Raw genomic sequence first — 24,694 nt, forward strand, 5'->3', positions numbered from 1 at the left:
GCTTTATTACGTCTACTCAAATGAAAATCGGTTCTGAGTTAATCGAATTAGGCTTTATTACGTCTACTCAAATGAAAATCGGTTCTGAGTTAATCGAATTAGGCTTTATTACGTCTACTCAAATGAAATTCTACGTTGAGTTGACATTCGATTCCTTTTTCATTTTCAAATTTATCCATTTCGAAACAATGGTGGCCTCTTGCTTTGCAACTAAACAAACACTACTACACAAGTCCTTATTAATCTTTAATCTATTTGTATGGAGGAGTTATATTGAAAAAAATAATAATAAGTTTAGTTTTATTAAGTATTATTCCAATTTTTGCAGCATTTCTAATAAACATTGTATGGGATACTCCTATAAGTTTACTATCGGGGATCTTTTATATTATTTTATTCTTGTTTAATCTCCCCAGTGGAAGTTTTATGAGCACAAATACTGACTACAATATTAAAAGAGTTAATCCTCATTATAAAGCCGAAAAACAGGATGTTAATTCTTTAAACAGTCAATCTTTAATTACGTTAGCTATTTTGATTGTGCTAACTATAGTGAGCTTTATTGTCTATCTTCAACAAATACAAAACTAAAAGGTATTGAAGTTAATACGCTTTACACTATTAAAATTTAATATAGCTATTGAAAACCCTAAGGAGGTAAGCAAAATGGAAAACTGTATTTTTTGTAATAATATCTATCCAGAACAAAAAATAAAAGAAACAGAAAACTTTTTTATGATTTTCGATATAAATCCTATTCAAAAAGGGCATTTACTAATTATAAGCAAAAATCATTATGCCAATATTTATGATTTACCAAGGGAAAAGTTGCATGAACTAATTGATTTAGAAAAAAGTATTATAAAAATTATAGAAAATAACTTTGAAGTTTTAGGTGTTACCTCAATAAAAAATAATGGTCATTCTATGATGGAAGGAACTCACTTTCATACACATATCATTCCTCGATACATAAAAGACGATTTTTGGACTAATCAAAAAGTAAAACAACACTCTCTTGATAGTCATTCCTTATGTTCTTTACTGAATAACGTATAAGGGACATTTTTAGTAGAAAAGAACAAAAAAACTATCAACCGCCAAATTTCTTCTGGTGGTTGATAGTTTTTTATTTTTTATGCTTATCTAATTGTGTTAAGAGCTTTAGTCCATAACAATAAGTCATCAAACATGCCTTGTGCATTAACCTTATTGTAGTCATTTGGTTTGAAAACACTCATGTTTTCAAAATCAGTCATTAGAGAGAAGTTTGTTGTTGTGTGTACAGAAGCTACACTTAGTTCCCCTAAAATCACACGCATGTTTTCGTGAGCACGTGCGCCACCTAAGCTACCATATCCAACTAATGCTGCAGTTTTATTCGCAACTTCTGCTTTTAAGAAATCTAAAGCATTTTTCAATGCTCCACCAACTGCATGATTGTATTCTGGAGTGATAAAGACATATCCATCAAATGAAGCCATTTTTTCTGACCATGCTTGAATCGCTGCGCCTGCTGATGCTTGGCGGTCTTCAGATAATTCAGCTCCCAATAATGGTAGATCATAATCTGCTAAAGCAACCATTTCATATTCGACACCTTCATCGTTTCTGTTTACTGCAAATTCATGAATCCATTCTGTTACAGCTGCTGAGTTTCTTCCTACACGTACGCTTCCTGAGATAATACCGATTTTCATAATTTTGTTCCCCTTTTCTTCTGTTTTTGTTTGTTCTGTTTTCCCAAATAGAGCTTCGCTCATTCTAGTAAATACTGATTTGTTAGCCAATGTGTGCCCTCCGTTACTAATCATTTAATTGAAGGTCACCCACCAATTAACACTTACATTTCGTAAGTACATTTACAAGTATGCCACAGATAAAAAATTAATACAAGTCTATTTATTCTTAATTAAAGATTTTTACTAAAAATAAGTGATTTCTCTTTTTGATACGCCTCTGAATTAAGGTTTCTTCTATAACAGGTTAGTAAAATACAAGAGTAGTTTACTCTATTTGACAAAATACATTAATCGTATTACAATTACCTCGAATTAGTAATATATTAATTCGTAATTAAATTTAATCATTACATGTAGCTTTATAACATTTAAAATCTGTAGTTCAACTATTAAACCTATAAGGAGCGATTGATATGAAGAAAACAGCAGGTATTCACCACATTACAGCTATCGTTGGGCACCCTCAAGAAAACGTCGATTTTTATGCTGGCATTTTAGGTTTGCGACTTATTAAAAAGACTGTCAATTTTGATGATCCAGGTACGTATCATTTATATTTTGGAGATGACGGTGGAAAACCTGGAACGATTATTACTTTTTTCCCTTGGGCTGGAGCTGCAAAGGGAAAAATTGGCGGAGGTCAAGTTGGTGTGACCACTTATGCTATTCCAGTTGGATCATTATCTTATTGGGAGAATAGATTAAGCAAATTTGCAATCCATTACGAGAAAGCAAGTCGTTTTGGTGAAACTTATTTACAATTTGAAGACTACCATGGTTTACAACTAGAATTAGTTGAACGTGCAGATGGTCAATTAAACAATTGGACTTTTGGAGAAGTAACCCCTGATGTAGCCATAAAAGGGTTTGGCGGAGCGATATTGTATTCAACAGATCCAAATTCAACGATTGAAACGCTTCAAGAAACGATGGGTTTGGAAAGAGTTGCTGAAGAAGACGATCTTATTCGGTTGAAAGCTTATGGAGAAATTGGAAATATTATTGATGTTAAACAAAGTGCACTTGCTCAAGGGATAATGGGCGTTGGAACTGTCCACCATATTGCGTGGCGTGCAAAAGATGAAGCTGATCATATTGATTGGCAAGACTATATTTATAACAAAGGGTACGGTGTAACAGAAATAAAAGACCGCAACTATTTTAACGCTATTTATTTTAGAGAATATGGCGATATTTTATTTGAAATAGCAACCGATACTCCTGGTTTTGCACATGATGAATCTTATGAGACAATGGGACAAAGCTTAAAACTACCAACTCAATATGAAAGCGCGCGAGAAAAATTGATCACTAAACTTATTCCAATTGAAGTCAGAGAATTGGATTAAACTATATTTCAAAACTAAACCAACTAATTGGAGGAATAATCTATGAACGAATTTGCAGGAATTCACCACGTAACCGCAATAACAAGTAGCGCTGAAAAAATCTATGCCTTTTATACAAATGTTTTAGGTCTTCGCTTGGTAAAAAAAACAATCAACCAGGATGATATTCACACTTACCATCTATTCTTCGCAGATGAAAGCGGCAGTCCAGGAACAGATATGACTTTCTTTGATTTTCCAAATATTCCAAAAGGATCAAAAGGAACGGATGACATTTCAAGAACTTCTTTTCGTGTACCAACTGATGCAGCGCTGGATTATTGGGTTAAACGATTTGACAAATATGCTGTTAAACATGGAGAAATCAAAGAAATGTTTGGAATCATGACTTTACAATTTGAAGATTTTGATGAACAACAATACCAATTGATCTCGGATGAAAACGATACTGGAGTCGCTTCTGGAAAACCATGGCATAAAGGTCCTGTCCCTGACGAATTTTCCATTACCGGTTTAGGTCCTATTTTCTTTAGAGTTTCAAATTTTGACTATATGAAGCAAGTTCTTGAAAAAGTTCTTTTATTCAAAGAAATCGCAGTTGAGGGAGACTACCACCAATTTGAAGTTGGAGAATTTGGTGGTAACGGCGCTCAAATCATTGTTGAATCAAATACGAGTATGCCACATGGAAGACAAGGATACGGCAGCGTACATCATGTTGCTTTCCGTGCAAAAAATCGTGAGAATCTTGACTATTGGACGGAACGGATGCAAGGTTTTGGGCTGCCAAATTCAGGATATGTCGATCGTTTTTATTTTGAATCAACGTATACAAATATCTATCCTGGGATTTTATTTGAACTAGCTACAGACGAACCTGGATTTATTGATGATGAAGAATCCATTGAGACTTTAGGTGAAACACTTGCTTTACCGCCAGATTTTAGAAATGACCGTAGTCGTATTGAATCATTGGTACGTCCTATTGATACTGTACGCAGCACAAAAGTATTTGAAAAAGAGTATTTAGAGTAAATGACCTATTAGGAATAGAATAATGAAGGAGGAATAGTATGAAACATTTATTTATTAAAGGAAAAGATCAAACGAAACCGACTTTGCTTCTACTACATGGAACTGGAGGCACTGAACATGACCTGCTTCCTCTTGCAACAGAAATCGATCCAGATGCAAATGTCTTAAGTGTACGAGGAAATGTTTCAGAAAATGGCATGCCACGCTTTTTCCGCCGACTTGCTGAAGGAATCTTTGATGAAGAAGATTTAATTTTCCGTACAAAAGAATTAAATGCATTTCTTGATGAAGCTGCTAGTCAGTATGAGTTTAACCGCACAAACATTTTAGCTATAGGGTATTCAAATGGTGCAAACATTGCTGCTAGTCTTCTCTTTCATTATGGTGATGCATTGTCTGGAGCTATTTTGCACCACCCGATGGTCCCTAGAAGAGGCATTTCTTTACCTGATTTAACAAGCAAAGCTGTCTTTATCAGTGCTGGAACAAACGATCCAATCTGCCCTTCAAAAGAATCAGAAGAATTGTATGCTACGCTGGAAAAAGCACATGCCCAAGTTGAGATTCACTGGGAAAGCAACCAACATCAATTAACGTATAGTGAAGTTGCTGCTGCTGCTAAATGGTACCAACTAACTTACGCTTAAAAAAATGTTGACTTAGATAATTTAGCCTAAATAAAAATAAGCCTTAAACGAATGATCTACTTCGCTTAAGGCTTATTATTTTTTGATTATTACTATACTTATTTCAATGAGTTACAAACTAACGAACATTTAAAACTAGAACTATTAAAGATTTATGAAGAAAAAGTTCCACATTCGCAACTGTCGTTAACCATGTGTCTCTTTTACTCTATTATGAAATCACATTCACCAACAAAAATAATGTTCTTTTCAAGTTGATTATTTTACTAAAGGAGGAAATGTATGACGTCTTTTGAGATTATTTCTACCATTTCAGTACTACCGGCAAAAGATTTTAAAGAAACTGTACTGTTTTATAAGAATTTAGGTTTTGTTAACCAGTATGAAAACCAAAAACGTTCGGGTGGATATGCCATTTTAGAATATGCACAGCTTACGTTTCATTTGTTTGCATATAAAAAATTAGAAATTCCTACTCCAACAAACATGATTTTAATTTCAACAGTAAACATAGACGATTTATACTACTCTTTGCAAGAAAATTACAAGCAAAATACAGGAAAACAGTTGAAACGCTCAGGTTATCCCAAAATTAGTTTACTAAGAGATCTAAATTCAGATCGTCGTTTTACTTTGACCGATCCCAACGGAAATTATTTTATGTTTGTGGAACCACATGAGAAGAAAGAAGACATTAGCAGCACTTTGCTAGAAAAGCTTTATAGAGAAAGCAATACACTCGCGTATTCACATGAAAGTCCCGAAGAAGCTATTAAAATGATTACAAGAGGGCTAAATAAAAGTGATTGGGAGAACGAAAATCCAAAAGTTGTTTTCGAATCACTTGTATTACTTGCAGATATGAACACTCTGTTGGGTGAACTAGCAACTTCTAAAAACTATTTGACTCAAGCCGAGGAATGGTTTGAGAAATTAAGCGAACAAGACAAAGTTGGAGATAGTATTCTCTTTTTTGAACAATTAAAAGAAAAATTACTCTAAGTTCTGTTTAGCCATGTTCCTTTTAGACATATGTTATACTTTATAACAAACGAAAGGAACGTGATCCTGATGAAAATATCTTTGACCAATCCGCGCACTCGCCAAATGAAACACATAAAAATTGGTTTTTCATGGACGACCTTATTTTTTGCTTTTATGCCTGCTCTCTTTCGTGGAGACTTTAAATGGTTCTTTATTCAACTCGTTTGCGCTGCCCTTTCATTGGATTTCTCTAGCTTAATTTTTGCTTTCATCTACAACAGATTGTACATCAACGACTTACTTGAAAAAGGTTATGTACCGGCAGATAAACACGCTGCTAAAGTATTAGCAACCAAAGGGTTTATTGGACGAAATTAAGACTATTGTCTTAGCTTAATCCGCACTCCTTTTAAAATAGTTATAAAAAACAGATTAGGTGCGCAGTTGATTGCAGCACCTAATCTGTTTTTTCACTTTTATCTTTATCGAAATTATCTACTTTTAATCAACTTGTGGCGGTGCATCTTCGCGCGAAATATGAATTGTTCCTTCTTTGTGCTCTGGTGTAGAGTATAATGTATACAGCTTTAAGGGTTTACCACCTGTGTTGATGATGTTATGCCACATGTTTTCAGGCACCATTACAGCATCATTCTTTGTAATAGCTCTTTCAAAGTTTAAATTATCTATGGTTTTACCTATTTTACATACTCCTTGACCCTCTACAATACGAATGAACTGATCAATGCCTTCATGAACTTCTAATCCCGCTTCCTCATTTTCCTTAATGGACATCACCGTTAATTGTAGTTTTTTGCCTGTCCAAATCGTGGTACGAAAATTAGTATTCTGGATAGTTGCCTCTTCAATGTCGAACATATAAGGTTTTTTGCCATGATCTCTAAATTCCATTGCTATTCCCCTCCTTTTGATCTAGTTACTAGTAATTATCTACTTCTTCTACACAGGATTCCACGTTTATTGTAGCGCTTCCAAATAGAAAAGTCATCTTTAAACTCTTTAAACTAAACTGTCAATTTTTCTTTCATTTTATCAACCAACAAACGAGCAATTTCACCATGAAGAATGGCTATTGGTGAAAAAATCTAACTACAGTTATTCAATTTCCGCTTCTATCATTGTTATTTCTCCATCTGCTGAAACCTTGCTTGTACCTCTATATTTATCATTCTTATTTTCCCATTCAATTAAGTACTCGTTATCTATTTTTTCTGTAGAAACAATCGTAGCCTCACCTAACTGATTACTGTACTCTTCTATAATTAGTTGTTCAGCTTTGTCTTCGGACATCATTTCACAACCAGTTAACGCAAAAACAAGTGAGACATAAACGAGCAATGGTATTTTCCTCATAAATTAATCTCCTATTTAGTTTATTATTTTTTTGACAAAAAAATTCTTATTACTAACTAAATTTTTATTTTTTTAAGAATAGCTGCTGAGATAATAAAGCCAATCAAAAGAGACCCTGCTATCAGCAAAAACGATGGTAACGCTTGGTTCACACCATCACCATAAAAATAATCTTGGAATAACTTAAAAATACCAAATCCTACGATAGCAGACGTTAATAATCCAATAACGTAAAATACTAAAGTATGAGTAAATGTACTATTATCACTCACTCTTTCATCATCATTGTTCATACTCCCTCCTGTGTGTACAGGTTCAGCACTATCTAGCGAATTTTTGTTGGCATCTTGACCAACATTTACTCTAGCATATAAAGAATTCGAAATATTACTGTGTTGATTATATTTATTTTGCTTATCGCGATCGCTCATTTTTAAATCCTCCTTTTATTCTCTGCATCTAGTTGTTAAATGATTGGTTTAATTATGAAACAATTATAACGTTAGTACACCTGTTTCGAAAGCGCTATTTTCAATAAAGTTATTTGTCATTTTAGGATACGCTTAATAAAAGCATCCCTCCTAAAAAAATAATAAAAAAGAATAGGAGAGTTTCAAATCGATGTACCGGAAGTCGTTGTCGAATTCCCTTGCCAGCTTTGTGAGCTAGATAAATTGCTGGAAGCGAAGCAATATAAAAGATAAATAATTCTTTTGACCAAAATCCACCTAATGCTTGTCCGAGAACTATTAAAAGACTTGAAATAATAAAATGGCTCTGCAGAGTACTTTGAAAGGTCTTCATTTCCCAGTCTCTGAAGGTACCATAAACTACAATGGGAATTCCGTTCATGTTATAGGCACTTCCAAGAACACCTGAAAGAAGACCAAAAGGCAATGGTAAAAAATTACTTTCTTTCCACTTTTTAGGTAATTCCAGTTGGAATCGTTGTTTTATTAATGAATAAACACCATAGAAAAGAAGAAAAATCCCTAAAATTAGTGTTACTCTTTCTTGAGACATATTTTTGACTAAATAAAGGCCAATAGGAATTCCAACAAACGTACTAAGCGAGAGAAGAATAAGAATACGACGATCAATATACTTCCATGCAGAAAATATGGCCATGAGCCCCACAGACAAACCAGTTAAACCTATAAGAGAAACACTTGTATGAATAGAAAGCGGAAGTAACGCTAATAAAGGCATAGAAATAACTGAATCTCCAAACCCAAAAGTAGAACGGGTCAGTGAACCTAAAAAAACGATTAAAACCACTAAAATAATGACAGAAACAGGCATTAAAAAAAACTCCTTTTACAATTGAATAGTTAATCTTTATTGTATCATAGTTAAATTTCAAACCTTTATATTAAACAAAAAAACCATTAACTATTTAGAGTTAATGGTTTTTTTGCTTAATATAAAAATCTATTATAAAAATAATCCAACAAACATGGCAGATAGAATAGGAACAATAAATCCACCTAACATTCCTCGTAGAGCAAGTTTAGATAAATCATTTTTCCTAGTTGGCGCAAATACTGATAATCCTGTTACACAGATCGCAATACTGGCAAACGCTCCAAAACTACCTACAGCAATGGATAACATAGCTACAGCTCGTTCAGATAGTTCAGCCATCATAGGCGCTAAGTCGGCATAAGCAACAAATTCATTAATAGACATTTTAGTACCTAAAATTTGCCCAGCAATCATTGCTTCAGAACCATTTAGCCCCATCAACCAACCAATTGGTAGAAAGACATAGCCTAAGGCCTCTGTAAAACTTGTTCCTACTAAACCTAAAATACTGTTTAACAAGGCTACAATCGAAATCACAGCAATCAAACTAGCACCAATACCTAGAACCATTTGCAAACCATTATTGATTCCTTCAGCCATTGCAGAAAAAATTGACGTATTAGACCCTTTCCGGTCTAACGTTACGTCTGATACTTGGCTGATTTCTGTTTCAGGTGTCAAAATTTTAGCAACCAGCATTGACCCAAACGGAACTAAAGCAGTTGTGATCAGCAGCCATTTCATAGGAATACCTAACAAATTATATCCTACTAAAATAGAAGCTGACATTGAGCCCATTCCTGAAACCAAAACCGTCATCAGTTCAGAATTCGTCATATTTGGCAGATATTTGGCTACTAAGAAAGGAGCCTCTGTTTGTCCTAGGAACATATTTGCCACAGCTACAAACGACTCTGCTTTCTCTGTGCCTAACAATTTGCCTACAGCACCTCCAATTACTTTCACTACCCAACCAACTACACCTAAGTAACCTAGAATACCTGTTAAAGCCGATAAGAAAATAATGACCCCCAGTACATCAATAAAGAAATACCCTTGTCCAAATAAATCCCCAAATACAAAAGTTAGTCCCTCATTAGCAAAACTAAACAGCTTTGTTACACCACTTGCTAATTGTTCAATGATCCAACTACCAATAGGAACTTTAATTAAGAATAAAGATAAAACAATTTGCGCTCCTAAAGCAGTAAGTACTGTTCTTTTATTAATAGCTTTTTTATTATCAGATAAGAGATAGACAATCCCCAACATAACTATAATTCCTAAAATCGTGATTAATTTATTCATTTATTACTTATCTCCATCTCTACTAATTTATCTTTAACCATTGTTACAACCGTATAGGCATCTGCAGGGTTATTGACTACATCAATCTTATCTATGTTGATAGTCAACACCTCAGAGGCATCATAATGTTTGGCGACCCAATTGTCATAGCCTTCCCAAAGAGCTCTATAGTAATCTAGCAACCCTTGATCTTGCTCAAAGTCTCTGCCGCGCAAACCAATACGGTAAAGAATCGTTTCAAAAGATCCTTGTAAATAGATCATTAAATCAGGTGATTTTTTGGGCAATTCTTGTAATTCTTCCATCATATTATTAAGCAATTTTTCATATATACTGAATTCCGTTTCTGAAATACGCCCTAGTTTAGTGTTTACTTTCGCAAAATACCAATCCTCATAGATTGATCGATCTAAAACATTGTTTTGATTATGTAGCGCCTCTTTGATGCTTTTAAACCGACTATTCAAAAACTCCAATTGCAGTAAGAACGGGTACCGTTTTACTTTTTGTTCCTCCTCACTTGCTGTATAAAATAAAGGCAAGATTTCATTGTCCTCTACATTTTCATAAAAGACCTCAGTACCCAAAGAGCCTCCCAAAAGTTCAGCCACACTCGTTTTTCCTGCTCCGATCATTCCACCAATTACTAAAATCGCCATCTACCCCTCTCCTTATTTCAAGGAAAAAGAGCAGCCCATTGAGCTACCCTTTTTCTATTTAATTGCTGTTTATTATCTTGGTATTTTCCAGAAATTTTGTTACTTAGTTTCTGTTCATTTATTAGCACACTAGCTATGATACTCTTATTTTTTTATTATATCAACAAAAACACAACATATGCTATTTAAAATAAAAAAAACACAACATATTGTGCTTTTATCAGATTTATGTATAGAAGTTTAGTTCCTACATTTTATTACTAGAAAAGACATCCTATTGTATCATAATTATCTATGAAAATAGATCGTTCTAATTATTTTTTCACTTAGTTTATCCAAAAGAGAAAAAATAGACAAGTTACAGGATACTTTCACCTGACTTGTCTATTTTTGTTTATAAACTCATTATTTAATTAAGCGCTGGCATACTATCTGGTTTTTCTCCACTAGGTTGCTGCATGTCGCCGCCATTTCCTGGCTGTTGCATGCCGCCTCCCATTTGCCCAGTTGTAGTTCCCACGGTTGTTGCGATTGATGCAATCGGGACCTCAAACGTTTCATCATTAACGGATAAGGTATAAGTTTCATCTACTGCTATATCTGCTGAGCTGAACTGTACAGAAGTGAAATTTTTATCTGCTGTCCATGATAACAGAACCGTTCCATCTGCATCGCTTAATTCAATTTCACTACCTGCTTCATAAGTCGTCTCAAATCCATATAAAACACTTGCTTGACTAGAACTATCTGCAAAAGTTACGGCCATTCCTGAACTTCCAGTAGCCATTAACGTTCCACCAGTAATAGTAGCTTCTCCATTTGAATCGATTGTACCATTGCCGTCATTTTCTGGTCCGCTAACAGTTGTCACACCACCAGAAATTTCAATCGTTCCGTTTGAATCTAATCCATCACCACTGCTGTTCACTGTTAATGTACCACCAGAAATGACCAACGTATTTTCACTGTTGCTGGCAAATTCACCCGGACCTGTTGCTTGTTCAGTTGTTGTTGAATCTCCGCCCGACACATTCACTCCGTCATCACTAGCAAAAACGTTAATCTCTCCGTCACTTATTGTAATCGTCTTTCCTTCAATACCTTCATAACTTTCTGTAATAGCAACAGTCGAACCGCTTAATTGCAAATCATTATCAGCATGCAAGCCATCATCGCCAGAAGTTAAAGTCAGACTCCCACCTGAAAGTGTCAGATTGCCATCAGTGTGAACACTATCATCAGCTGAATCAATTGCAATCGTGCCATCATTAACAATCAACTCACTTACAGATTTCAATCCTTTTGTACTTGTTGAACTAATCTCATCGCTATCCGCATTTTCTTCTTCATCGGCTTTTTGAGCAAAGAAGTCCATACCTTCTTGTGTTTTTGCTACTGCATTGGCACTTCCACCGCCTGCAGTAATGTCAAATGTTCCACCATCAATTTGAAGTAACGTTTCGGCTTGGATACCATCTTGCTCAGCATCAATAGTAAAATCTCCACCAGCAATATAAACAAATCCTCTGCCTTCTTCTTGATCATTATCAGATTGGATCGCATCAGTTCCCGTATTCAACGTAAATGTTCCGTCTTTGATTTTAACTGCATCTTTTCCTGACAAACCTTGTCCAGCTGCAGTAATTTGATACGTTCCGCTTACGATAATCAAATCATCTTTTGATACAATTCCATGATTTGTATTTCCATTTACCGTTAAGTTTCCAGAGCCGTTCAATGTCAAATCAGCCTTACTAAAAATTGTTCCGTCAATACTAGTCGCATCAGCATCCGTACCAAGTGTTGCTGTACTTCCAGCTTTGTCAGTCAATGTATTTTCTGATCCTTCTGCCAATGTCACAAAGACTTTATCAGCTTCTTCAATCAGTAAAGGAGCCGTTGTTGAAGAAGTAATGTCTACTCCGTCAAAGATCAAATGAACTTCTTCAGTATCGGGAGCCGTTACGTTGATTTGACCATCTGAAAGAGTTCCGCTGATCAAATATGTTCCTCCGGTTGTAATGGTAACAACATTTCCATCAATCGTTGCTCCCTCTCCGCTACTCGTGCTTTGATTATCAGCCAATTGAATAGTGGTTGAATCAGACTCATCATACCCGACCTCAAGATCATCTGAACTGAAGTCTAAATCATAGTCTGCAGCACTTACTGTAGTCCCTGAGTCAGTTGCTGTTGCATCAGATTCTGCACTTTGAACAGTGTCAGAAGAAGTCGCTTGGCATCCCGCCAGCATTACTAAAACAGCTAGAGATAAAAATGGGGTAATTTTCGTATATTTCATCTTTTTTTTCATTATAATTCTTCCTTTCCAGATAGCGAGCGTCCACAAATAATTTCTAAGTTTCCATTCCTGCAACGCAAAGCATCAATTAATTGTTTTTCTTGCATTTGATCTTTCAACTCAATGGTGTATTCAAGGCGAAACAAGCTGCCCATATTAGTCGTTTTCACTCTTAGCATTTGATAACTGGATAAGTATTGTTCGAAAACATCATCAAATATTGTGCTATAATCCAAATTTTCGGGAATAGTGATTTTTAACATACGGGCCTGTTCACCCATTTCGCCAAAGCGGGAAAGATTCAATAACATCATTACACCGCAAATGATCAAGGCGAATACTACAGCAAATCCTATATAACCCATACCAGTTGCTAAACCAATAGCCATTGCTAGGAAAATACTGCTGATTTCTTTAGCCGAGCCCGGAACTGATCGGAATCGTACTAGACTGAATGCTCCCATTACAGCAACTCCAGCTCCTACATTTCCATTAACCAACATGATAACCATTTGCACCATTGCTGGTAGTAGAAATAATGTGCCTACAAACCCTTTAGAATACTGATTTTGGTGCATATAGGTCCAGGCAACAAATCCCCCTAAAATCAAACTTGCTAGTGTACAAAAAATAAAACTCGTGATTGAAAACGCAGACGTGCTTTCCATATATAAACTATTAAATAACTCACTCATGCACTATAAACCTCTCTTTCTTTTACTTCTATTGTTGTTTCTCCTTGTTTCTTTAGATAATCTTGGTACCCATTAGCATATTTAGAAAATTTTGTTGGGTAAATTTGCTGATCAGATAAAATACGGGCGAGCCATACAGGCATTGCTCCACAAATTTTTATTTCCATTAATAAGTGATTTTCCGGTAAAATCGGCTCTCCATACGATCCAGATGATAAAGAAAGATCTTCCGTTCGGTATAAAATTTCTTGATCAAAAGTGATTCGGATAGTGTCATCCAACTTTCCAAAGTAAGCTAGTCTTTTATAAGACAAATACATAGCTGGTTTTAAGTCTGGATAAAAAGAAAGAACTGACTCAAATTCATGTATCTTTTGATCATTGCTGATCGATTCCAGCTCATTTTGATGAGCTAAAAATCTTTCCGCATTTTTCAATTGCATCTTTGTCCTTCTTTTATAAACGATTCCATCAAATTTTTTCTTGATTTCAACATAGACTGAATCTTTTTTTGTTGGAACACCATAACTGCGCAAACGAACTTTTTCTTTATAGAGCGGTTTACTCATTGAATGCCGTATCAAATACCAACTCGGGGTATCATAGTAAATGTTCGTGATTAAATGCTTACCATATTGGTCCAGTTCCATGTAAGGTCTAAGTTCTATAAGCAATTTATTCCATTGATCATAAGAAATTAAGTACTTTGTTTCCTTTCGTTCAAAAACACTTTGATAGTTAGCCATATCCATTACCTCCTTGCTCGATGGATATAATATAAATCTTGAACCTTAATTGAACCTTAAGTTTAAAAATTTAGAAGTAGATTTGTTTGTGGAATGCGTATCTAGTTAGTGATGCCTATTTGGCAAGGAGGTTTTAATTTATGTATCAACCACGAGAAAAGCCCAATTTATTAATGATAATGGAATCTTTAGCAATAAGAGGATCCCTATCCAATAGACAACAGCAGTACCTGCACCATTTGCAGAAAGGTTTTTCGGGTGAACAATTATTTGATCTGATGACTAATCAATTGAGTACTAACTGCTTAACTTTGAATGATTTGTTTCTACAACCTCATTTATCAAATGCCTTTCAAATTGATTCTTTGATTCTGACTGGAAAGACGCTTTATTTATATGAAATAAAAAACTATAGTGGAGAATATTATTACGGAGAAGAAATGTTGGTGAAGATCCCTAATTTCAAAGTGAGCAATCCTTTGATTCAAGTACAAAATACTAAAAACAAACTTAACATCTTTCTGAAAGAACTACGGTACGGGATCGAAATCAAAGCTTATGCTACTTATGTTCACCCAGAATTCACTTTATTTAATGCCCCAAAGCACGAAGGAATTCTATTGCCTTCACAGCTGAAAAGTCATTTTGATAATATTGAAAAACAAAGTAAACCTTTGACTACATTCCATAAAAAAATGGCAACAGATTTGATTGCTCATCAGATCGATCCTATGTTATTTACTAACGATATTCCAAATTATTCATTTGCTAGTTTACGCAAAGGGCTACGCTGCGAGGAATGTAGTTCATTAGATTTAGAATTACGTCGCAATCAGTATCACTGTTGTTCATGTAGTTATGAAAATTTTATTAATTCTGCGCTCTCAGCATGCATCAAGGAGTACCAACGTCTTTTCCCAAATGATAAGCTGACTACTTCGATACTTTATATTTGGTGTGCTGGAAAGATTTCGAGAAAAAGGATTATTCGAATTCTAAATGCCCTTATCTGACCTGTAGTGGACAAACTTTTCTATTTCTAGCGGAGTTTGTCCCGTTTTCTCTTTTTCGGGACAAACTTTTCTATTTCTGGCAGAGTTTGTCTCATTTTCTCTTTTTTGGGACAAACTTTTCTATTTCTGGCGGAGTTTGTCCCGTTTCTCATTTTTTTGTATAAGATGTCCAATCTACACAAAAAAAAGACAAGTCTTCTGATTTACATCAGCGACTTGCCCAAATATTTTTTATTTTGTTGGCAATACAACTTCAAAAGCGATGGTTTCTTCATTCAACGGGCTTGCTTTGATTTGCCCATGGTAGCTTTCTACTATAGTAGCGGCCAGTGACAATCCAATGCCATATCCACCAGCAGTATGTTTTCTTGCTTGGTCTTCCCGGTAAAAGCGATCAAATAGTCGATCAAAATTTTGTGGCATTTCGCTAACAGTATTGGAAATAATCAATCTGATTTTATGTTGATGACTATTTAATCGAACTTGAATGGTTCCCGGTTCTCGAACATATTTATTCGCATTATCCATTAACAGTGAACACAACTTGTTGATTGCCTCCGTTTCTGCTTGAATAACTACATTTGGCTGGATGTCTAAGGAAACAAGGACATTTTTTTGTTCGCCAATCAGAATGTATGGTTCGCATGCCTCACGTAAAACTTGCGATAAATCAACGGATTCAATTTTAGGTTGATAGGTTTCTTCTTCCATCTGTGTTAACTGAAGCATACTTTCCATTAAACCATTTAAACGGCGAATCTGTTTTCCAGTACTTTTGGTCCATTCAGTTTCTCCGTTAAGCATTTGCTGCACATCGTTATTAGCTGAAATAATAGCCAAAGGTGTTTTTATTTCATGACCCATATCGGTAATAAATTGCTTTTGACGGTCAATACTTTCTTGAACAGGTTTCACAATTTTTTTTGAAAAATAAACTACCAATAAAAAAATGAGTGCTAAACTAATGAACCCAATGGATAATGAATTTTGAAAAAAGGTTCTCACCGTCTGTAGCTCCCGTTGACTGTCAACAAACAACAGCAAAAAGGTTCCATCCTCTTGCTCTACAACTCTATACCGAAAAACATCCACGTATCCTTTTGTATCAGCTGAAGATAAGACATCTTCTGCATAAATCCGTCCTGTTTCAGAATTGACCGACCGTATTCGTGTTGTATCGATTTGAATAACTTGTCGATTAGAATTAGCAACAGCAGTAAAATAACGTGTTTCAAAAGGGGTCTCTGCCGAAACTGCTTGATTTGGCGGCAAGATTCCTGGTTCTTGGTTTGTAAATTCCTCAGCAGGAAATTCTCCGCCATTTTCAGCCAATACATTTAAAATCTCATCTGCTCTTTCAGCTGCGTGGAAATAATTCGTGGCGTTTAATGCTATTAAAACGACAGACATCACCAAAAAAACGGTACTCATAGTAATTAGTATAAATTTCTTTCTCAGCTTCTCAATCATTTAGTAACCTCCAGCGAATAACCCACACCACGAGTGGCAATTATTTTGACATGAACTTCTAGTTCTGCTAATTTTTTGCGCAAATTACTTAAATGCACCCAGATACTGTTCATTTCGATATCCGCATCCCACCCCCAGATACGTTCGATCATTTGGTCGGCTGAAAAAATTTGTTTTGGATTTTCCATTAATAATTGCAAGATTTGACATTCTTTATTTGATAACTTTATCTCGTCTTGACCATTGCTGATACGCATAATATCTTTGTTCAATTCTAAATCCTCAAATGTTAAATTATTCGCTTGTAAGACCGTTTTTCGGCGTGTCATAGCCCGTATACGCGCTAGTAATTCTCCCATCGCAAATGGTTTCGTTAAATAATCATCTGCTCCTAAATCCAGCCCATCGATTCGATTCTCGATAGCGGACTTCGCGGTCAAGAGCAAGATTGGGGTCTGATTACCTTCACTTCGTAATTTTTCTAATACTTCCATTCCAGAAAGTTTTGGCATCATGATATCAAGAATAATCCCATCATATTCAGCTAAAACAGCATACTCATATGCATCTTTTCCATCATGAACACTATCGACAGTGTAGCCTTCATTTTCCAAAATCACTTGAATGGCACGAGCTAATTCTTCTTCATCCTCTGCTATCAACAACCTCATTATCCAGACCTCCTCAAACCTTCTTTTGATTAGCATATTCTACTCCGCTAAGATGCGCAAGAACATTTATTTTCAGTAACTTTTCTTAGCATCACTCTGTATCTGTTCTTTTATTTACGTTCATACATACCAAAAAGGGTGTAGATAAGCTTTAATCTGTTTTATTGTTTTAACGATTTTGCCACGACAACTATATCGCGGTACGATGCTTTTTTCTTGCTAACTATATCACACCGTGATATAGTTTAACTAACAAATACATCGAGGTGTGATATAGTAATGGATACTAAATTAAAGAAATCCTATTTCCCAATGACTGAAACAGCATTCTATATTCTTTTATCTTTAGCTACACCTAGACACGGATACGCGATTATTGATCATGTTGAACAACTGACTAAAAAGCGAATTTCACTAGGTCCGGGAACCATTTACGGAACGTTATCAAAGATGAAAAAAGATGGTTTGATCGAACCGGTAAAAGAAGAAAACAATCGAAAGATCTATCAAATCACACGATTAGGAAAAGAAATTTTAGAGATTGAGAAAGCTCGAATCAAAGAACTTTATATGAATTCTAAGGGAGGGATATGATCATGGAGAAAAAAGTCTTTAAGTTTATTACAGTAGATCAATTAGAAAAAGAGCAAGAGTTTTTGCATGATATGGATTTAAAAGGTTGGCATTTTAAGTGTTACAAGAACTTAAGGTATCATTTTGAACAAACTCCTCCAGCGAATTATGTTTATCGGATCGACTACAAAGAAACACTAGAAGATCTAGATGAGTATCTAGCTATTTTTGAAGATGCAGGTTGGGAAGTGGTTTACTCTTATCCTATATTTCAAGGCAGTTGGATCTATTTTAGAAAACTTAGCACGACTGAATCTCGAGATCTTGAAATTTTTACGGACAAGGATTCGATGGTTGATTTATTGAAAAAAGTAAGAACGCACTGGACTCGATTTGGAACAGCTATGTCACTTTTGTTACTTTTTTTTTACAATCTTAAATTTATTTGTCTCCAGGACCCTTATTAGTGGTGTTATAACAGCTCTTTTTTTCTTTGTTATTGTAATTCTCTACGTAAAGCTTTTCATTAATCTAACTAAAAAAATCAAACAACTAGAGCAGAATTAAGATCTTTATTTGATCGTTTTTGAAGAATACGGTATCCCTTACGAGCAAATAGAACGTACTTCAGGTCGTAACCAATTGATTGCAACACATGATTCAAATTAAATATCAACCATACTCTATCTCTTGATGATAGAATATAAGAGTAACTAAAATAGGCTAATGAAATGAGGTGCTTTACATGAACACAAACAATATTGATAAACAAAACAGCCATCTTGATTTAACCGATCCAGATGTAAAAGAAATTTTTACCCTCTATAAAAATCACGAGGAAGTTCCTTATATTTCACCGAAACGCAACTTGAAAGAGTGGTTAGATTTGGTGAGTATCAGTTCCGAAAGCTTAGTCCCTAAACGAAACATGATGCGGTTTAAAGAAGACATCCTTCCTGGTCATCTTATTTTGTTATGGCGTATTCAGTTCGGCACGTTTACAACTAGCAGCGGCTACCCTAAATATTTTGAATATGATTATGGCATCAATGCAGAACAAGCTCTTAAAGAAGTCATTGAAAAAGGGTACGCAAATCAGTTGTCGGCGATGGATTCTTTGCCCTACTTAAACGCTGCACAACTAAAAGCCGTCTTGAAACAATTTGGACTTAAAGGGTACTCCAAGTTGAATAAAGAAGGACTTATGGAACTGGCTCAAGCAGAGTTGACAGAAGACCAAATCAGTCCTTATTTCACTATTAGAGGCTATAAAATCACCCCAGCTGGAACAGAGATCCTTGCTAACTATCCAGAAGTCGTTGATCGTCACCCTAAAAAGAAGTATTAACAAGATGGGTAAGCAGTATAACATCCTTTATTGGACATTATGCTGCTTTTTTTTGAGCTGTTTTGGAGGTATTCCATAAACAGCTTTGAAATTTCGAATAAATGAAGTAGAGTCAGCAAATCCTACCATTAATGCTACATCTTGCACAGGTAAATCGAGAGAGACTAAAAAAGTTCTACCAATTTGAATGCGAAAAAGATTAAGTAATTCCTTAAACGTTGTATTAAACGCGGAATGAAGAAGCTGATTCAGCTTTTTTTTAGATATATTCATTTCTGAAGCTGCTTCTTCAACAGAAAGTTCTTTTCGGCAGTTTTCAAGAATGTAGATCGCAATTTCCCACGCATCATGTGACTTCCCTAAGTGTGGTTTACTGATTAACTCTTCTCGATAAGTAAGCGGAGTGACTTCCATAATCTCTTTAAATGCTTTATAAAAATAAGCTTCTGTTTGATAACCACAGATTTTCCCAATTTGATTAATAGATAAATCGTCAAACTGGAACAACGCTACGGCATTTCGGATACGTACTTGATTTAATAATTGATAAAAACTGACTCCCGTAAGTTCTCTCAGATTTTTATTTACTTGCTCCTCTTTAATGTTTAAAGAATCACTAATAATTTGAATGGTTATTTTTTCTTGATGATGGATCTGGATGTATTCTAGAATTTTCCAAGTTGGGTTTTTTTGAAACTCTTTTTCTCTTACACTCACTTGCTTATTTTTATGCGAAAAATAGGAGAGATAAGCTACTAAAGAGATATGTAACGCTTCCATATTTTCGTTAGTTTGTTGCTTTTCGGTGTAAATAGATTCGCATAGAAATTCGATTTGCTTTCTAGCGGTTTCATCTAAAGAAATGACCGGAATGGATCTATCCAATTGTTTGATCGCATTTAGATACCTTGTTTTATCTGTGCTGATCAATAATAACAGTCCGATAGAAAAACGGATGCGAAACAGCTTGACCGATTGCTTTCCGCTAACGAGAAGTCTATTCACATGATATGGCATAAGCTGGATAAAATCTCCTTGTGAAAGTGGAAACTGAGTATTGTTGATTTCAATTGCAGCAACGCCCTCTAGAATAACCAAGAATTCAACTTCATCACGATAATGTACTGCTTCAGATTTATTAATCGTTTCTTTTTTTATGCTTAAATCTGTCGGTTTAAATTTTTGCGAAAAATAATCTACACTCGTATACGGAAAATTATTCACCATGCAAATGTCTCCTTTATTAATTATTTTACTATAAAGTTAGTGATTAGTCTTTTTTTAATGATTATTTCACAATATAATATTTTATACTATATGTGAATTAAAAAACAAAAGGAGTGATTCAAATGTCAAAAGTATTTGTATTAGGCGGAACAGGATTTTTAGGTTATTACACCATAAAAGAATTATTGTCTAAAGGTTACAAAGTCAAGACAATGGCGTTACCTCCAATGCCCACAGATGATTTATTGCCATTGGAAGTAGAATGCAGCTTAGGAAATATCAATGAACTAACCGATGAAGAAATTCGTTTATCATTAAAAGATTGTGAAGGATTTATTTATGCTGCTGGTGCAGATGAACGAATTGTTCCACAAAAACCAGCTTTGAAATTTTTCTATGAAGCAAATGTGTTGCCAACACAACGATTGGCTCGGCTGGCTAAAGAAGCAGGTATAAAGAAATTTGTCGTTTTCGGTTCTTATTTTGCTGAGTTTGCAGAAAGAATGCCTGAATACCACTTAAGAAACCAAGCTTATCCAAATACTCGCTTATTACAAGAACAAGTGGCATTTGCAGAGGGAGAAGGCAGTATGATCGTTACTTCTTTACGTTTGCCTTATATTTTCGGAACAATATCTGGAAGAATGCCTCTGTGGAAAATGTATACCGATCAAGTAAAAGGCAAATCTGTTTATCCGGTATTAAAAGGTGGCACAGCCATGGTTACTGTCGAACAAGTGGCCGAAGCAGCTGTTGGTGCTATGGAGAAAGGAAAACACCGTCATACGTATGCTATTTCAGCATTAAATATGAAATTTCAAGATTTTTTCCAAATGATGGTAGATGCACTAGGACAATCAGAAACCACTCAAGTTCCTGTAGTCGATTATGAAAAAATGAAACCTGTTTATGAAGAAATTGATAGGAATGCTGCTGAAAAAGGCTTAGAACATGGTATGCATATGGTCGTAAGTACTAAACTTCAAACAGAAGATTTATATCTTAATCCACAAGATACGATGTCTGTGCTAGGAATAAAAGACCACGACGTTCTTCAGTCTATTAAAGATACCTTAGCAAAATGTGTAGAAGTACATTAATTGAGTCCTTTTAGATGTTGATTATTAAAATGACTGGCATCCTTTTTTATGCAAGCAATAAAAAATTGACGTGGATGATTCTACCTCGTCATAGAAGACTATATAAATCATCCACTAGCAATGAACGTTCTAACAACGCAAAAAATGGAGTAGAATGAACTACTCCGTTTTATTTTTTTCTGCTAAATTATCCATCGTTGCTGCAACTACTCTATTTCTCCCTTGATCTTTAGCTATGTATAAACAATGATCTGCTAGTCGAAAAAGATTTTTCATATCTTTTTTTTGAGTAGAAGCTCCCAATCCAATAGAGATAGTAATATAAATAACTTCCCCATTTTCTAACAAAAATTCTTTATTTGCTACACTTGATCTGATTTTTTCCGCAGCTTTTTTTTGTTCTACATAAGACATATTATTTACTATCAAACAAAATTCTTCTCCTCCAACACGGTATACCAGTTCGCTATCTGGGGCTCCTACTGTCAGAATTGTAGCTAACTGTCGTAAAATAAAATTACCATTCGCATGCCCATAAGTATCATTGATCCATTTAAAATGATCAATATCCAACATCATGAAGGCTGTTGTTTGAATTGAATCATTTGCTGGAATCGTTTGCCATTTTTTATTAAAGGCTCTCATATTGTACAAACCAGTCAAGTAATCTATTTTTGCCCGTTTTTGTTCATCTAAATACAGATTACGATTTTTTATCAAATCTTCAATAAAAGCAGTAACAACAATCACTATACTGCTGGAAAGAATAAGTAGGATAAAGCAAACTGTAGCACTGAATAAAACATCATTATATAAAAAGAATAAATTAATCATAATGGCTGAAACACAAATAGCATTAAGCATTAATAAGACGGCATATTTATTAAATTGTTTCGCTATTTTTTTAGACACATATGGCAATACTAACCCCAGAAGAAGATACATCAACGCTGTTCGAGTCGAAGCAGGATTGATTCCCCATAAAAGACGTAAAGCGGCCATTAAAAAAGCTGTTGGAGCAGCCACAGGATACCCAAAATAGTAAACCAGCAAAATCAAAATAACATATCTAAAATCTAAAATGACTTTTTCAGGCAAATCAACTGAAAAAAGCATTAAAAGAAAACTCGCCAAACAAGCTAATGCAATCATCCAAAGCTTTTGTTTCAGATCAAGCGTATAGATTTTCTTTTTCGGAATCAATTTAACAAATATATAAGATGCTGTACAGAGAATCGAAATATTGGCAATAACACTCAAGAAAACAGATGACAGCATAAAAAAACTCCTTCCATCAGCCAGTCACAGAGAATAATAAAGTAAAGAAATTCAGTAATTACTTAACAACACTTTTTTATATTTTTTGAAGGTTTTCCAAAATAGTAACCTTGCTGAATCAAAATTCCTTTTTCTTTCAATTCATCACTTGTTACTTGATCTTCAATGCCTTCCACGATAAAAACGAGGTGATAATCTTCAGCAAATTGTTGCCAAGCATTCAAAAAAAGATGCAAAGTTTCTTCATTTAAATCTTTTTTAGTGCATTTTACAATTGAAAATTTAATCTGGTCTAGATAAGGAATATATTTTAAAACCTCATCTAAAGAATTCATACCTGAACCGACATCGTCCAATGCAATGCAATAACCTTTTGCCTTGATTGATGCAAAAGCAGACTGAAATTTCTTATCAAACGTTAAAGAATCAATAGGTTCAATTGAAGCAGCAAATAATGGGGGATCTTCGGTTATTTCGATGATTACTTGTTTAGCATAATGTTGCATGTTAGTGAAAAAAACATGGGTCTCTGGGTAAAGTAATTGTTTTGGTGCAAAATTAATAGAAAATTGGATTGTTGGAAACGACTTTAACAACTGCACCAGTTCCTCTTGAAACCATACTAAAAAATGTTTGTGCTCTTCTTTATTATGAATAATGTTATCCATTTTAATTGCTGGATAATACGGATTTAGTTCTTTATTTCTTAATAAAATTTCATATCCAACAATTCGATTGTTTTGCACATCGAATTTAGGCTGGAAATGAAGTTGAAATTCATCCATTTAAAGACCTCCCCTTATTATTACTTCAATCGGTCATTTATGTGAAATAATAAGACAATAAGTCCGCTATTTCTTAGTATCTAACCTATTAATTAACAATGAAGTCTTTTCCATGTAAGACTTCAACGGTTTCTGACCACATATAATCAAAAAAGTGAATCATTGAATAATCAGCATTTTTATCTGAAGGGGGTTGAGTTAAAAGTTTGGTATACATTTGATCAGAATAGGTTACTTCATGTGATAATTTAAAATAAAGAGTAGCTAAAGCATAGACTGCACTTGATTCATAAGAAACAGCTGGAGTAAAATCTTCCTTGAGATACCCGCCATAAAGTTTGCCTGTTTTATCCCATTCTTCTTTAAGCCATTGATCAAATACTTTAGGTACTCGTTTTGTGAAATTTACATACTGGATAGCAATCATCAATTGGTCGATCATATTAATAGATTTTTCATCAGCTGCTAAGTAAACTTGCTTATCAACGTCGTAAATTTCTTTAAAAAATGGCGTATCTAAATCAATTGATTCCATTAATATTTTTTGATAAGCGATTTGATTTACTTTAGTATTTTCTTTTATAACCTGATAGTTGATATAGGATAAATGAAGTGTAGTTGTTTTCTTTTGTAATTTCCAATCATAAAAATCAACTAAGATGCCCTTCGTTAACTGAGTTGAATTCAAAGACTCTTCCAATTCATTAGCCAGCTCCAAATATGATGGTTCTTGGAACTGCGTGCTCGCCTTTTGAAGCACTTCAATGATACGAAAGTCGTCGATCGAAGCATTCGTTGTTATCTCAGAACTTGCTAGCCACTTAATGAAAGTCCCTCTTGGCTGTTTTACTAAGAAGTTTTTTCTTAAACCTTCTACTTGTTGTTTAAAATTTTTTTCATCTTCCACAAGTAGCAAATAATAAAGATATTGACCAATACTTTCAGATAGATATTGGACATCAGTCTCTTTTGCATAGTTTTTAATCAGGCCTTCACCTGTTTCATACTCCCTATTTACCACTTGTTGAACACCAATCTTCCTATGAAAAAACAAAGCTAGCAGACTACTTACTATTAAGATAC

General features: G+C 34.7%; 28 protein-coding genes. 12 read left to right on the plus strand and 16 right to left on the minus strand.

Annotated features, from left to right (window positions below; translation table 11 throughout):
* Window positions 1-273 precede the first annotated feature (273 nt).
* Window positions 274-591: a hypothetical protein gene (locus ABS911_RS07010; protein ID WP_350466974.1), complete on the plus strand. Its 318-nt coding sequence runs from the start codon at window positions 274-276 to the stop codon at window positions 589-591.
* A gap of 6 nt (window positions 592-597) precedes the next feature.
* Window positions 598-1,059 carry an HIT family protein gene (locus ABS911_RS07015; RefSeq protein WP_350466975.1) on the plus strand — a complete coding sequence of 154 codons (462 nt, stop codon included), beginning with the start codon at window positions 598-600 and terminating at the stop codon, window positions 1,057-1,059.
* Between the two features lie 83 nt (window positions 1,060-1,142).
* Here ABS911_RS07015 and ABS911_RS07020 read toward each other — a convergent pair whose 3' ends face one another.
* On the minus strand, window positions 1,143-1,790 hold the full coding sequence (locus ABS911_RS07020; protein WP_350466976.1) for an NADPH-dependent FMN reductase: 648 nt from the start codon (window positions 1,788-1,790) through the stop codon (window positions 1,143-1,145).
* A gap of 365 nt (window positions 1,791-2,155) precedes the next feature.
* On the opposite strand from ABS911_RS07020, the gene ABS911_RS07025 reads away from it, so the two are divergent.
* The 5 genes from ABS911_RS07025 to ABS911_RS07045 all read left to right on the plus strand — a co-directional run bounded on the left by ABS911_RS07025 (window position 2,156) and on the right by ABS911_RS07045 (window position 6,135).
* The gene (locus tag ABS911_RS07025) at window positions 2,156-3,091 is read left to right on the plus strand and encodes a ring-cleaving dioxygenase (protein WP_350466977.1); all 936 of its coding nucleotides are present in this window, start codon (window positions 2,156-2,158) and stop codon (window positions 3,089-3,091) included.
* 42 nt (window positions 3,092-3,133) lie between these two features.
* The gene (locus tag ABS911_RS07030) at window positions 3,134-4,126 is read left to right on the plus strand and encodes a ring-cleaving dioxygenase (protein ID WP_350466978.1); all 993 of its coding nucleotides are present in this window, start codon (window positions 3,134-3,136) and stop codon (window positions 4,124-4,126) included.
* A 38-nt stretch (window positions 4,127-4,164) separates the two neighbouring features.
* Complete coding sequence (locus ABS911_RS07035; RefSeq protein ID WP_350466979.1) at window positions 4,165-4,773, plus strand: alpha/beta hydrolase; 609 nt, start codon at window positions 4,165-4,167, stop codon at window positions 4,771-4,773.
* A gap of 282 nt (window positions 4,774-5,055) precedes the next feature.
* Window positions 5,056-5,775, plus strand: a complete 720-nt coding sequence (locus ABS911_RS07040; protein ID WP_350466980.1) for a DUF8817 family protein — start codon at window positions 5,056-5,058, stop codon at window positions 5,773-5,775.
* Between the two features lie 105 nt (window positions 5,776-5,880).
* Window positions 5,881-6,135: a hypothetical protein gene (locus ABS911_RS07045; RefSeq protein ID WP_350466981.1), complete on the plus strand. Its 255-nt coding sequence runs from the start codon at window positions 5,881-5,883 to the stop codon at window positions 6,133-6,135.
* 123 nt (window positions 6,136-6,258) lie between these two features.
* Here ABS911_RS07045 and ABS911_RS07050 read toward each other — a convergent pair whose 3' ends face one another.
* From ABS911_RS07050 to ABS911_RS07090, 9 genes are all read right to left on the minus strand, one after another.
* Window positions 6,259-6,669: a cupin domain-containing protein gene (locus ABS911_RS07050; RefSeq protein WP_502880512.1), complete on the minus strand. Its 411-nt coding sequence runs from the start codon at window positions 6,667-6,669 to the stop codon at window positions 6,259-6,261.
* 204 nt (window positions 6,670-6,873) lie between these two features.
* Complete coding sequence (locus tag ABS911_RS07055; protein WP_350466982.1) at window positions 6,874-7,131, minus strand: hypothetical protein; 258 nt, start codon at window positions 7,129-7,131, stop codon at window positions 6,874-6,876.
* A 56-nt stretch (window positions 7,132-7,187) separates the two neighbouring features.
* Window positions 7,188-7,562, minus strand: a complete 375-nt coding sequence (locus ABS911_RS07060; protein ID WP_350466983.1) for a hypothetical protein — start codon at window positions 7,560-7,562, stop codon at window positions 7,188-7,190.
* Window positions 7,563-7,683: 121 nt separating this feature from the next.
* Window positions 7,684-8,433 (minus strand): sulfite exporter TauE/SafE family protein, encoded by a 750-nt coding sequence (locus tag ABS911_RS07065; protein ID WP_350466984.1) that lies wholly within the window; start codon window positions 8,431-8,433, stop codon window positions 7,684-7,686.
* A 132-nt stretch (window positions 8,434-8,565) separates the two neighbouring features.
* A complete protein-coding gene (locus ABS911_RS07070; protein ID WP_350466985.1) occupies window positions 8,566-9,744 on the minus strand; it encodes a NupC/NupG family nucleoside CNT transporter in 1,179 nt (392 codons plus the stop codon).
* Complete coding sequence (locus ABS911_RS07075; protein ID WP_350466986.1) at window positions 9,741-10,403, minus strand: deoxynucleoside kinase; 663 nt, start codon at window positions 10,401-10,403, stop codon at window positions 9,741-9,743. Before ABS911_RS07075 ends, ABS911_RS07070 begins: the two co-directional genes overlap by 4 nt.
* A gap of 409 nt (window positions 10,404-10,812) precedes the next feature.
* Entirely contained in the window at window positions 10,813-12,717 is a 1,905-nt protein-coding gene (locus ABS911_RS07080) for a carbohydrate-binding domain-containing protein (protein ID WP_350466987.1), read from the minus strand.
* Complete coding sequence (locus ABS911_RS07085) at window positions 12,717-13,400, minus strand: DUF4956 domain-containing protein (protein WP_350466988.1); 684 nt, start codon at window positions 13,398-13,400, stop codon at window positions 12,717-12,719. Before ABS911_RS07085 ends, ABS911_RS07080 begins: the two co-directional genes overlap by 1 nt.
* Window positions 13,397-14,146, minus strand: coding sequence for a polyphosphate polymerase domain-containing protein (locus ABS911_RS07090; RefSeq protein ID WP_350466989.1), 750 nt, complete (start codon window positions 14,144-14,146; stop codon window positions 13,397-13,399). Before ABS911_RS07090 ends, ABS911_RS07085 begins: the two co-directional genes overlap by 4 nt.
* A 140-nt stretch (window positions 14,147-14,286) precedes the next feature.
* Between ABS911_RS07090 and ABS911_RS07095 the strand changes: the two genes are divergently transcribed.
* Complete coding sequence (locus ABS911_RS07095) at window positions 14,287-15,159, plus strand: nuclease-related domain-containing protein (RefSeq protein ID WP_350466990.1); 873 nt, start codon at window positions 14,287-14,289, stop codon at window positions 15,157-15,159.
* A gap of 231 nt (window positions 15,160-15,390) precedes the next feature.
* Here the strand turns inward: ABS911_RS07095 and ABS911_RS07100 are convergent, their stop codons facing one another.
* Window positions 15,391-16,629 carry a sensor histidine kinase gene (locus tag ABS911_RS07100; RefSeq protein WP_350466991.1) on the minus strand — a complete coding sequence of 413 codons (1,239 nt, stop codon included), beginning with the start codon at window positions 16,627-16,629 and terminating at the stop codon, window positions 15,391-15,393.
* Window positions 16,626-17,300, minus strand: coding sequence for a response regulator transcription factor (locus ABS911_RS07105; RefSeq protein ID WP_350466992.1), 675 nt, complete (start codon window positions 17,298-17,300; stop codon window positions 16,626-16,628). Before ABS911_RS07105 ends, ABS911_RS07100 begins: the two co-directional genes overlap by 4 nt.
* Before the next feature lie 279 nt (window positions 17,301-17,579).
* Here ABS911_RS07105 and ABS911_RS07110 point away from each other — a divergent pair, with 279 nt between their 5' ends.
* From ABS911_RS07110 to ABS911_RS07120, 3 genes are all read left to right on the plus strand, one after another.
* Complete coding sequence (locus ABS911_RS07110) at window positions 17,580-17,894, plus strand: PadR family transcriptional regulator (protein ID WP_007725073.1); 315 nt, start codon at window positions 17,580-17,582, stop codon at window positions 17,892-17,894.
* A gap of 2 nt (window positions 17,895-17,896) precedes the next feature.
* A complete protein-coding gene (locus ABS911_RS07115) occupies window positions 17,897-18,340 on the plus strand; it encodes a DUF2812 domain-containing protein (RefSeq protein WP_350466993.1) in 444 nt (147 codons plus the stop codon).
* A 278-nt stretch (window positions 18,341-18,618) separates the two neighbouring features.
* Entirely contained in the window at window positions 18,619-19,221 is a 603-nt protein-coding gene (locus tag ABS911_RS07120; RefSeq protein ID WP_350466994.1) for a hypothetical protein, read from the plus strand.
* Between the two features lie 27 nt (window positions 19,222-19,248).
* Here the strand turns inward: ABS911_RS07120 and ABS911_RS07125 are convergent, their stop codons facing one another.
* Window positions 19,249-20,448 (minus strand): helix-turn-helix domain-containing protein, encoded by a 1,200-nt coding sequence (locus ABS911_RS07125; protein WP_350466995.1) that lies wholly within the window; start codon window positions 20,446-20,448, stop codon window positions 19,249-19,251.
* A gap of 122 nt (window positions 20,449-20,570) precedes the next feature.
* On the opposite strand from ABS911_RS07125, the gene ABS911_RS07130 reads away from it, so the two are divergent.
* Window positions 20,571-21,548: an NAD-dependent epimerase/dehydratase family protein gene (locus ABS911_RS07130; protein ID WP_350466996.1), complete on the plus strand. Its 978-nt coding sequence runs from the start codon at window positions 20,571-20,573 to the stop codon at window positions 21,546-21,548.
* Window positions 21,549-21,707: 159 nt separating this feature from the next.
* On the opposite strand, the gene ABS911_RS07135 is transcribed toward ABS911_RS07130, so the two are convergent.
* The 3 genes from ABS911_RS07135 to ABS911_RS07145 all read right to left on the minus strand — a co-directional run bounded on the left by ABS911_RS07135 (window position 21,708) and on the right by ABS911_RS07145 (window position 24,632).
* On the minus strand, window positions 21,708-22,826 hold the full coding sequence (locus ABS911_RS07135; RefSeq protein ID WP_350466997.1) for a GGDEF domain-containing protein: 1,119 nt from the start codon (window positions 22,824-22,826) through the stop codon (window positions 21,708-21,710).
* Between the two features lie 62 nt (window positions 22,827-22,888).
* Window positions 22,889-23,611, minus strand: coding sequence for an EAL domain-containing protein (locus ABS911_RS07140; RefSeq protein WP_350466998.1), 723 nt, complete (start codon window positions 23,609-23,611; stop codon window positions 22,889-22,891).
* 88 nt (window positions 23,612-23,699) lie between these two features.
* Entirely contained in the window at window positions 23,700-24,632 is a 933-nt protein-coding gene (locus ABS911_RS07145; RefSeq protein WP_350466999.1) for a hypothetical protein, read from the minus strand.
* Window positions 24,633-24,694 lie beyond the last annotated feature (62 nt).

It is taken from the genome of Carnobacterium sp., from assembly GCF_040274425.1.

Coding starts and splice junctions, on each gene's coding strand:
- ABS911_RS07030 (WP_350466978.1), top strand. CDS start 3,134: ATGAACGAATTTGCAGGAATTCACCACGTAACCGCAATAACAAGTAGC.
- ABS911_RS07115 (WP_350466993.1), top strand. CDS start 17,897: ATGGAGAAAAAAGTCTTTAAGTTTATTACAGTAGATCAATTAGAAAAA.
- ABS911_RS07110 (WP_007725073.1), top strand. CDS start 17,580: ATGGATACTAAATTAAAGAAATCCTATTTCCCAATGACTGAAACAGCA.
- ABS911_RS07140 (WP_350466998.1), bottom strand. CDS start 23,611: ATGGATGAATTTCAACTTCATTTCCAGCCTAAATTCGATGTGCAAAAC.
- ABS911_RS07130 (WP_350466996.1), top strand. CDS start 20,571: ATGTCAAAAGTATTTGTATTAGGCGGAACAGGATTTTTAGGTTATTAC.
- ABS911_RS07095 (WP_350466990.1), top strand. CDS start 14,287: ATGTATCAACCACGAGAAAAGCCCAATTTATTAATGATAATGGAATCT.
- ABS911_RS07055 (WP_350466982.1), bottom strand. CDS start 7,131: ATGAGGAAAATACCATTGCTCGTTTATGTCTCACTTGTTTTTGCGTTA.
- ABS911_RS07085 (WP_350466988.1), bottom strand. CDS start 13,400: ATGAGTGAGTTATTTAATAGTTTATATATGGAAAGCACGTCTGCGTTT.
- ABS911_RS07050 (WP_502880512.1), bottom strand. CDS start 6,669: ATGGAATTTAGAGATCATGGCAAAAAACCTTATATGTTCGACATTGAA.
- ABS911_RS07040 (WP_350466980.1), top strand. CDS start 5,056: ATGACGTCTTTTGAGATTATTTCTACCATTTCAGTACTACCGGCAAAA.
- ABS911_RS07075 (WP_350466986.1), bottom strand. CDS start 10,403: ATGGCGATTTTAGTAATTGGTGGAATGATCGGAGCAGGAAAAACGAGT.
- ABS911_RS07105 (WP_350466992.1), bottom strand. CDS start 17,300: ATGAGGTTGTTGATAGCAGAGGATGAAGAAGAATTAGCTCGTGCCATT.
- ABS911_RS07135 (WP_350466997.1), bottom strand. CDS start 22,826: ATGCTGTCATCTGTTTTCTTGAGTGTTATTGCCAATATTTCGATTCTC.
- ABS911_RS07090 (WP_350466989.1), bottom strand. CDS start 14,146: ATGGCTAACTATCAAAGTGTTTTTGAACGAAAGGAAACAAAGTACTTA.
- ABS911_RS07070 (WP_350466985.1), bottom strand. CDS start 9,744: ATGAATAAATTAATCACGATTTTAGGAATTATAGTTATGTTGGGGATT.
- ABS911_RS07025 (WP_350466977.1), top strand. CDS start 2,156: ATGAAGAAAACAGCAGGTATTCACCACATTACAGCTATCGTTGGGCAC.
- ABS911_RS07035 (WP_350466979.1), top strand. CDS start 4,165: ATGAAACATTTATTTATTAAAGGAAAAGATCAAACGAAACCGACTTTG.
- ABS911_RS07060 (WP_350466983.1), bottom strand. CDS start 7,562: ATGAGCGATCGCGATAAGCAAAATAAATATAATCAACACAGTAATATT.
- ABS911_RS07125 (WP_350466995.1), bottom strand. CDS start 20,448: ATGGTGAATAATTTTCCGTATACGAGTGTAGATTATTTTTCGCAAAAA.
- ABS911_RS07120 (WP_350466994.1), top strand. CDS start 18,619: ATGAACACAAACAATATTGATAAACAAAACAGCCATCTTGATTTAACC.
- ABS911_RS07080 (WP_350466987.1), bottom strand. CDS start 12,717: ATGAAAAAAAAGATGAAATATACGAAAATTACCCCATTTTTATCTCTA.
- ABS911_RS07065 (WP_350466984.1), bottom strand. CDS start 8,433: ATGCCTGTTTCTGTCATTATTTTAGTGGTTTTAATCGTTTTTTTAGGT.
- ABS911_RS07045 (WP_350466981.1), top strand. CDS start 5,881: ATGAAACACATAAAAATTGGTTTTTCATGGACGACCTTATTTTTTGCT.
- ABS911_RS07100 (WP_350466991.1), bottom strand. CDS start 16,629: ATGATTGAGAAGCTGAGAAAGAAATTTATACTAATTACTATGAGTACC.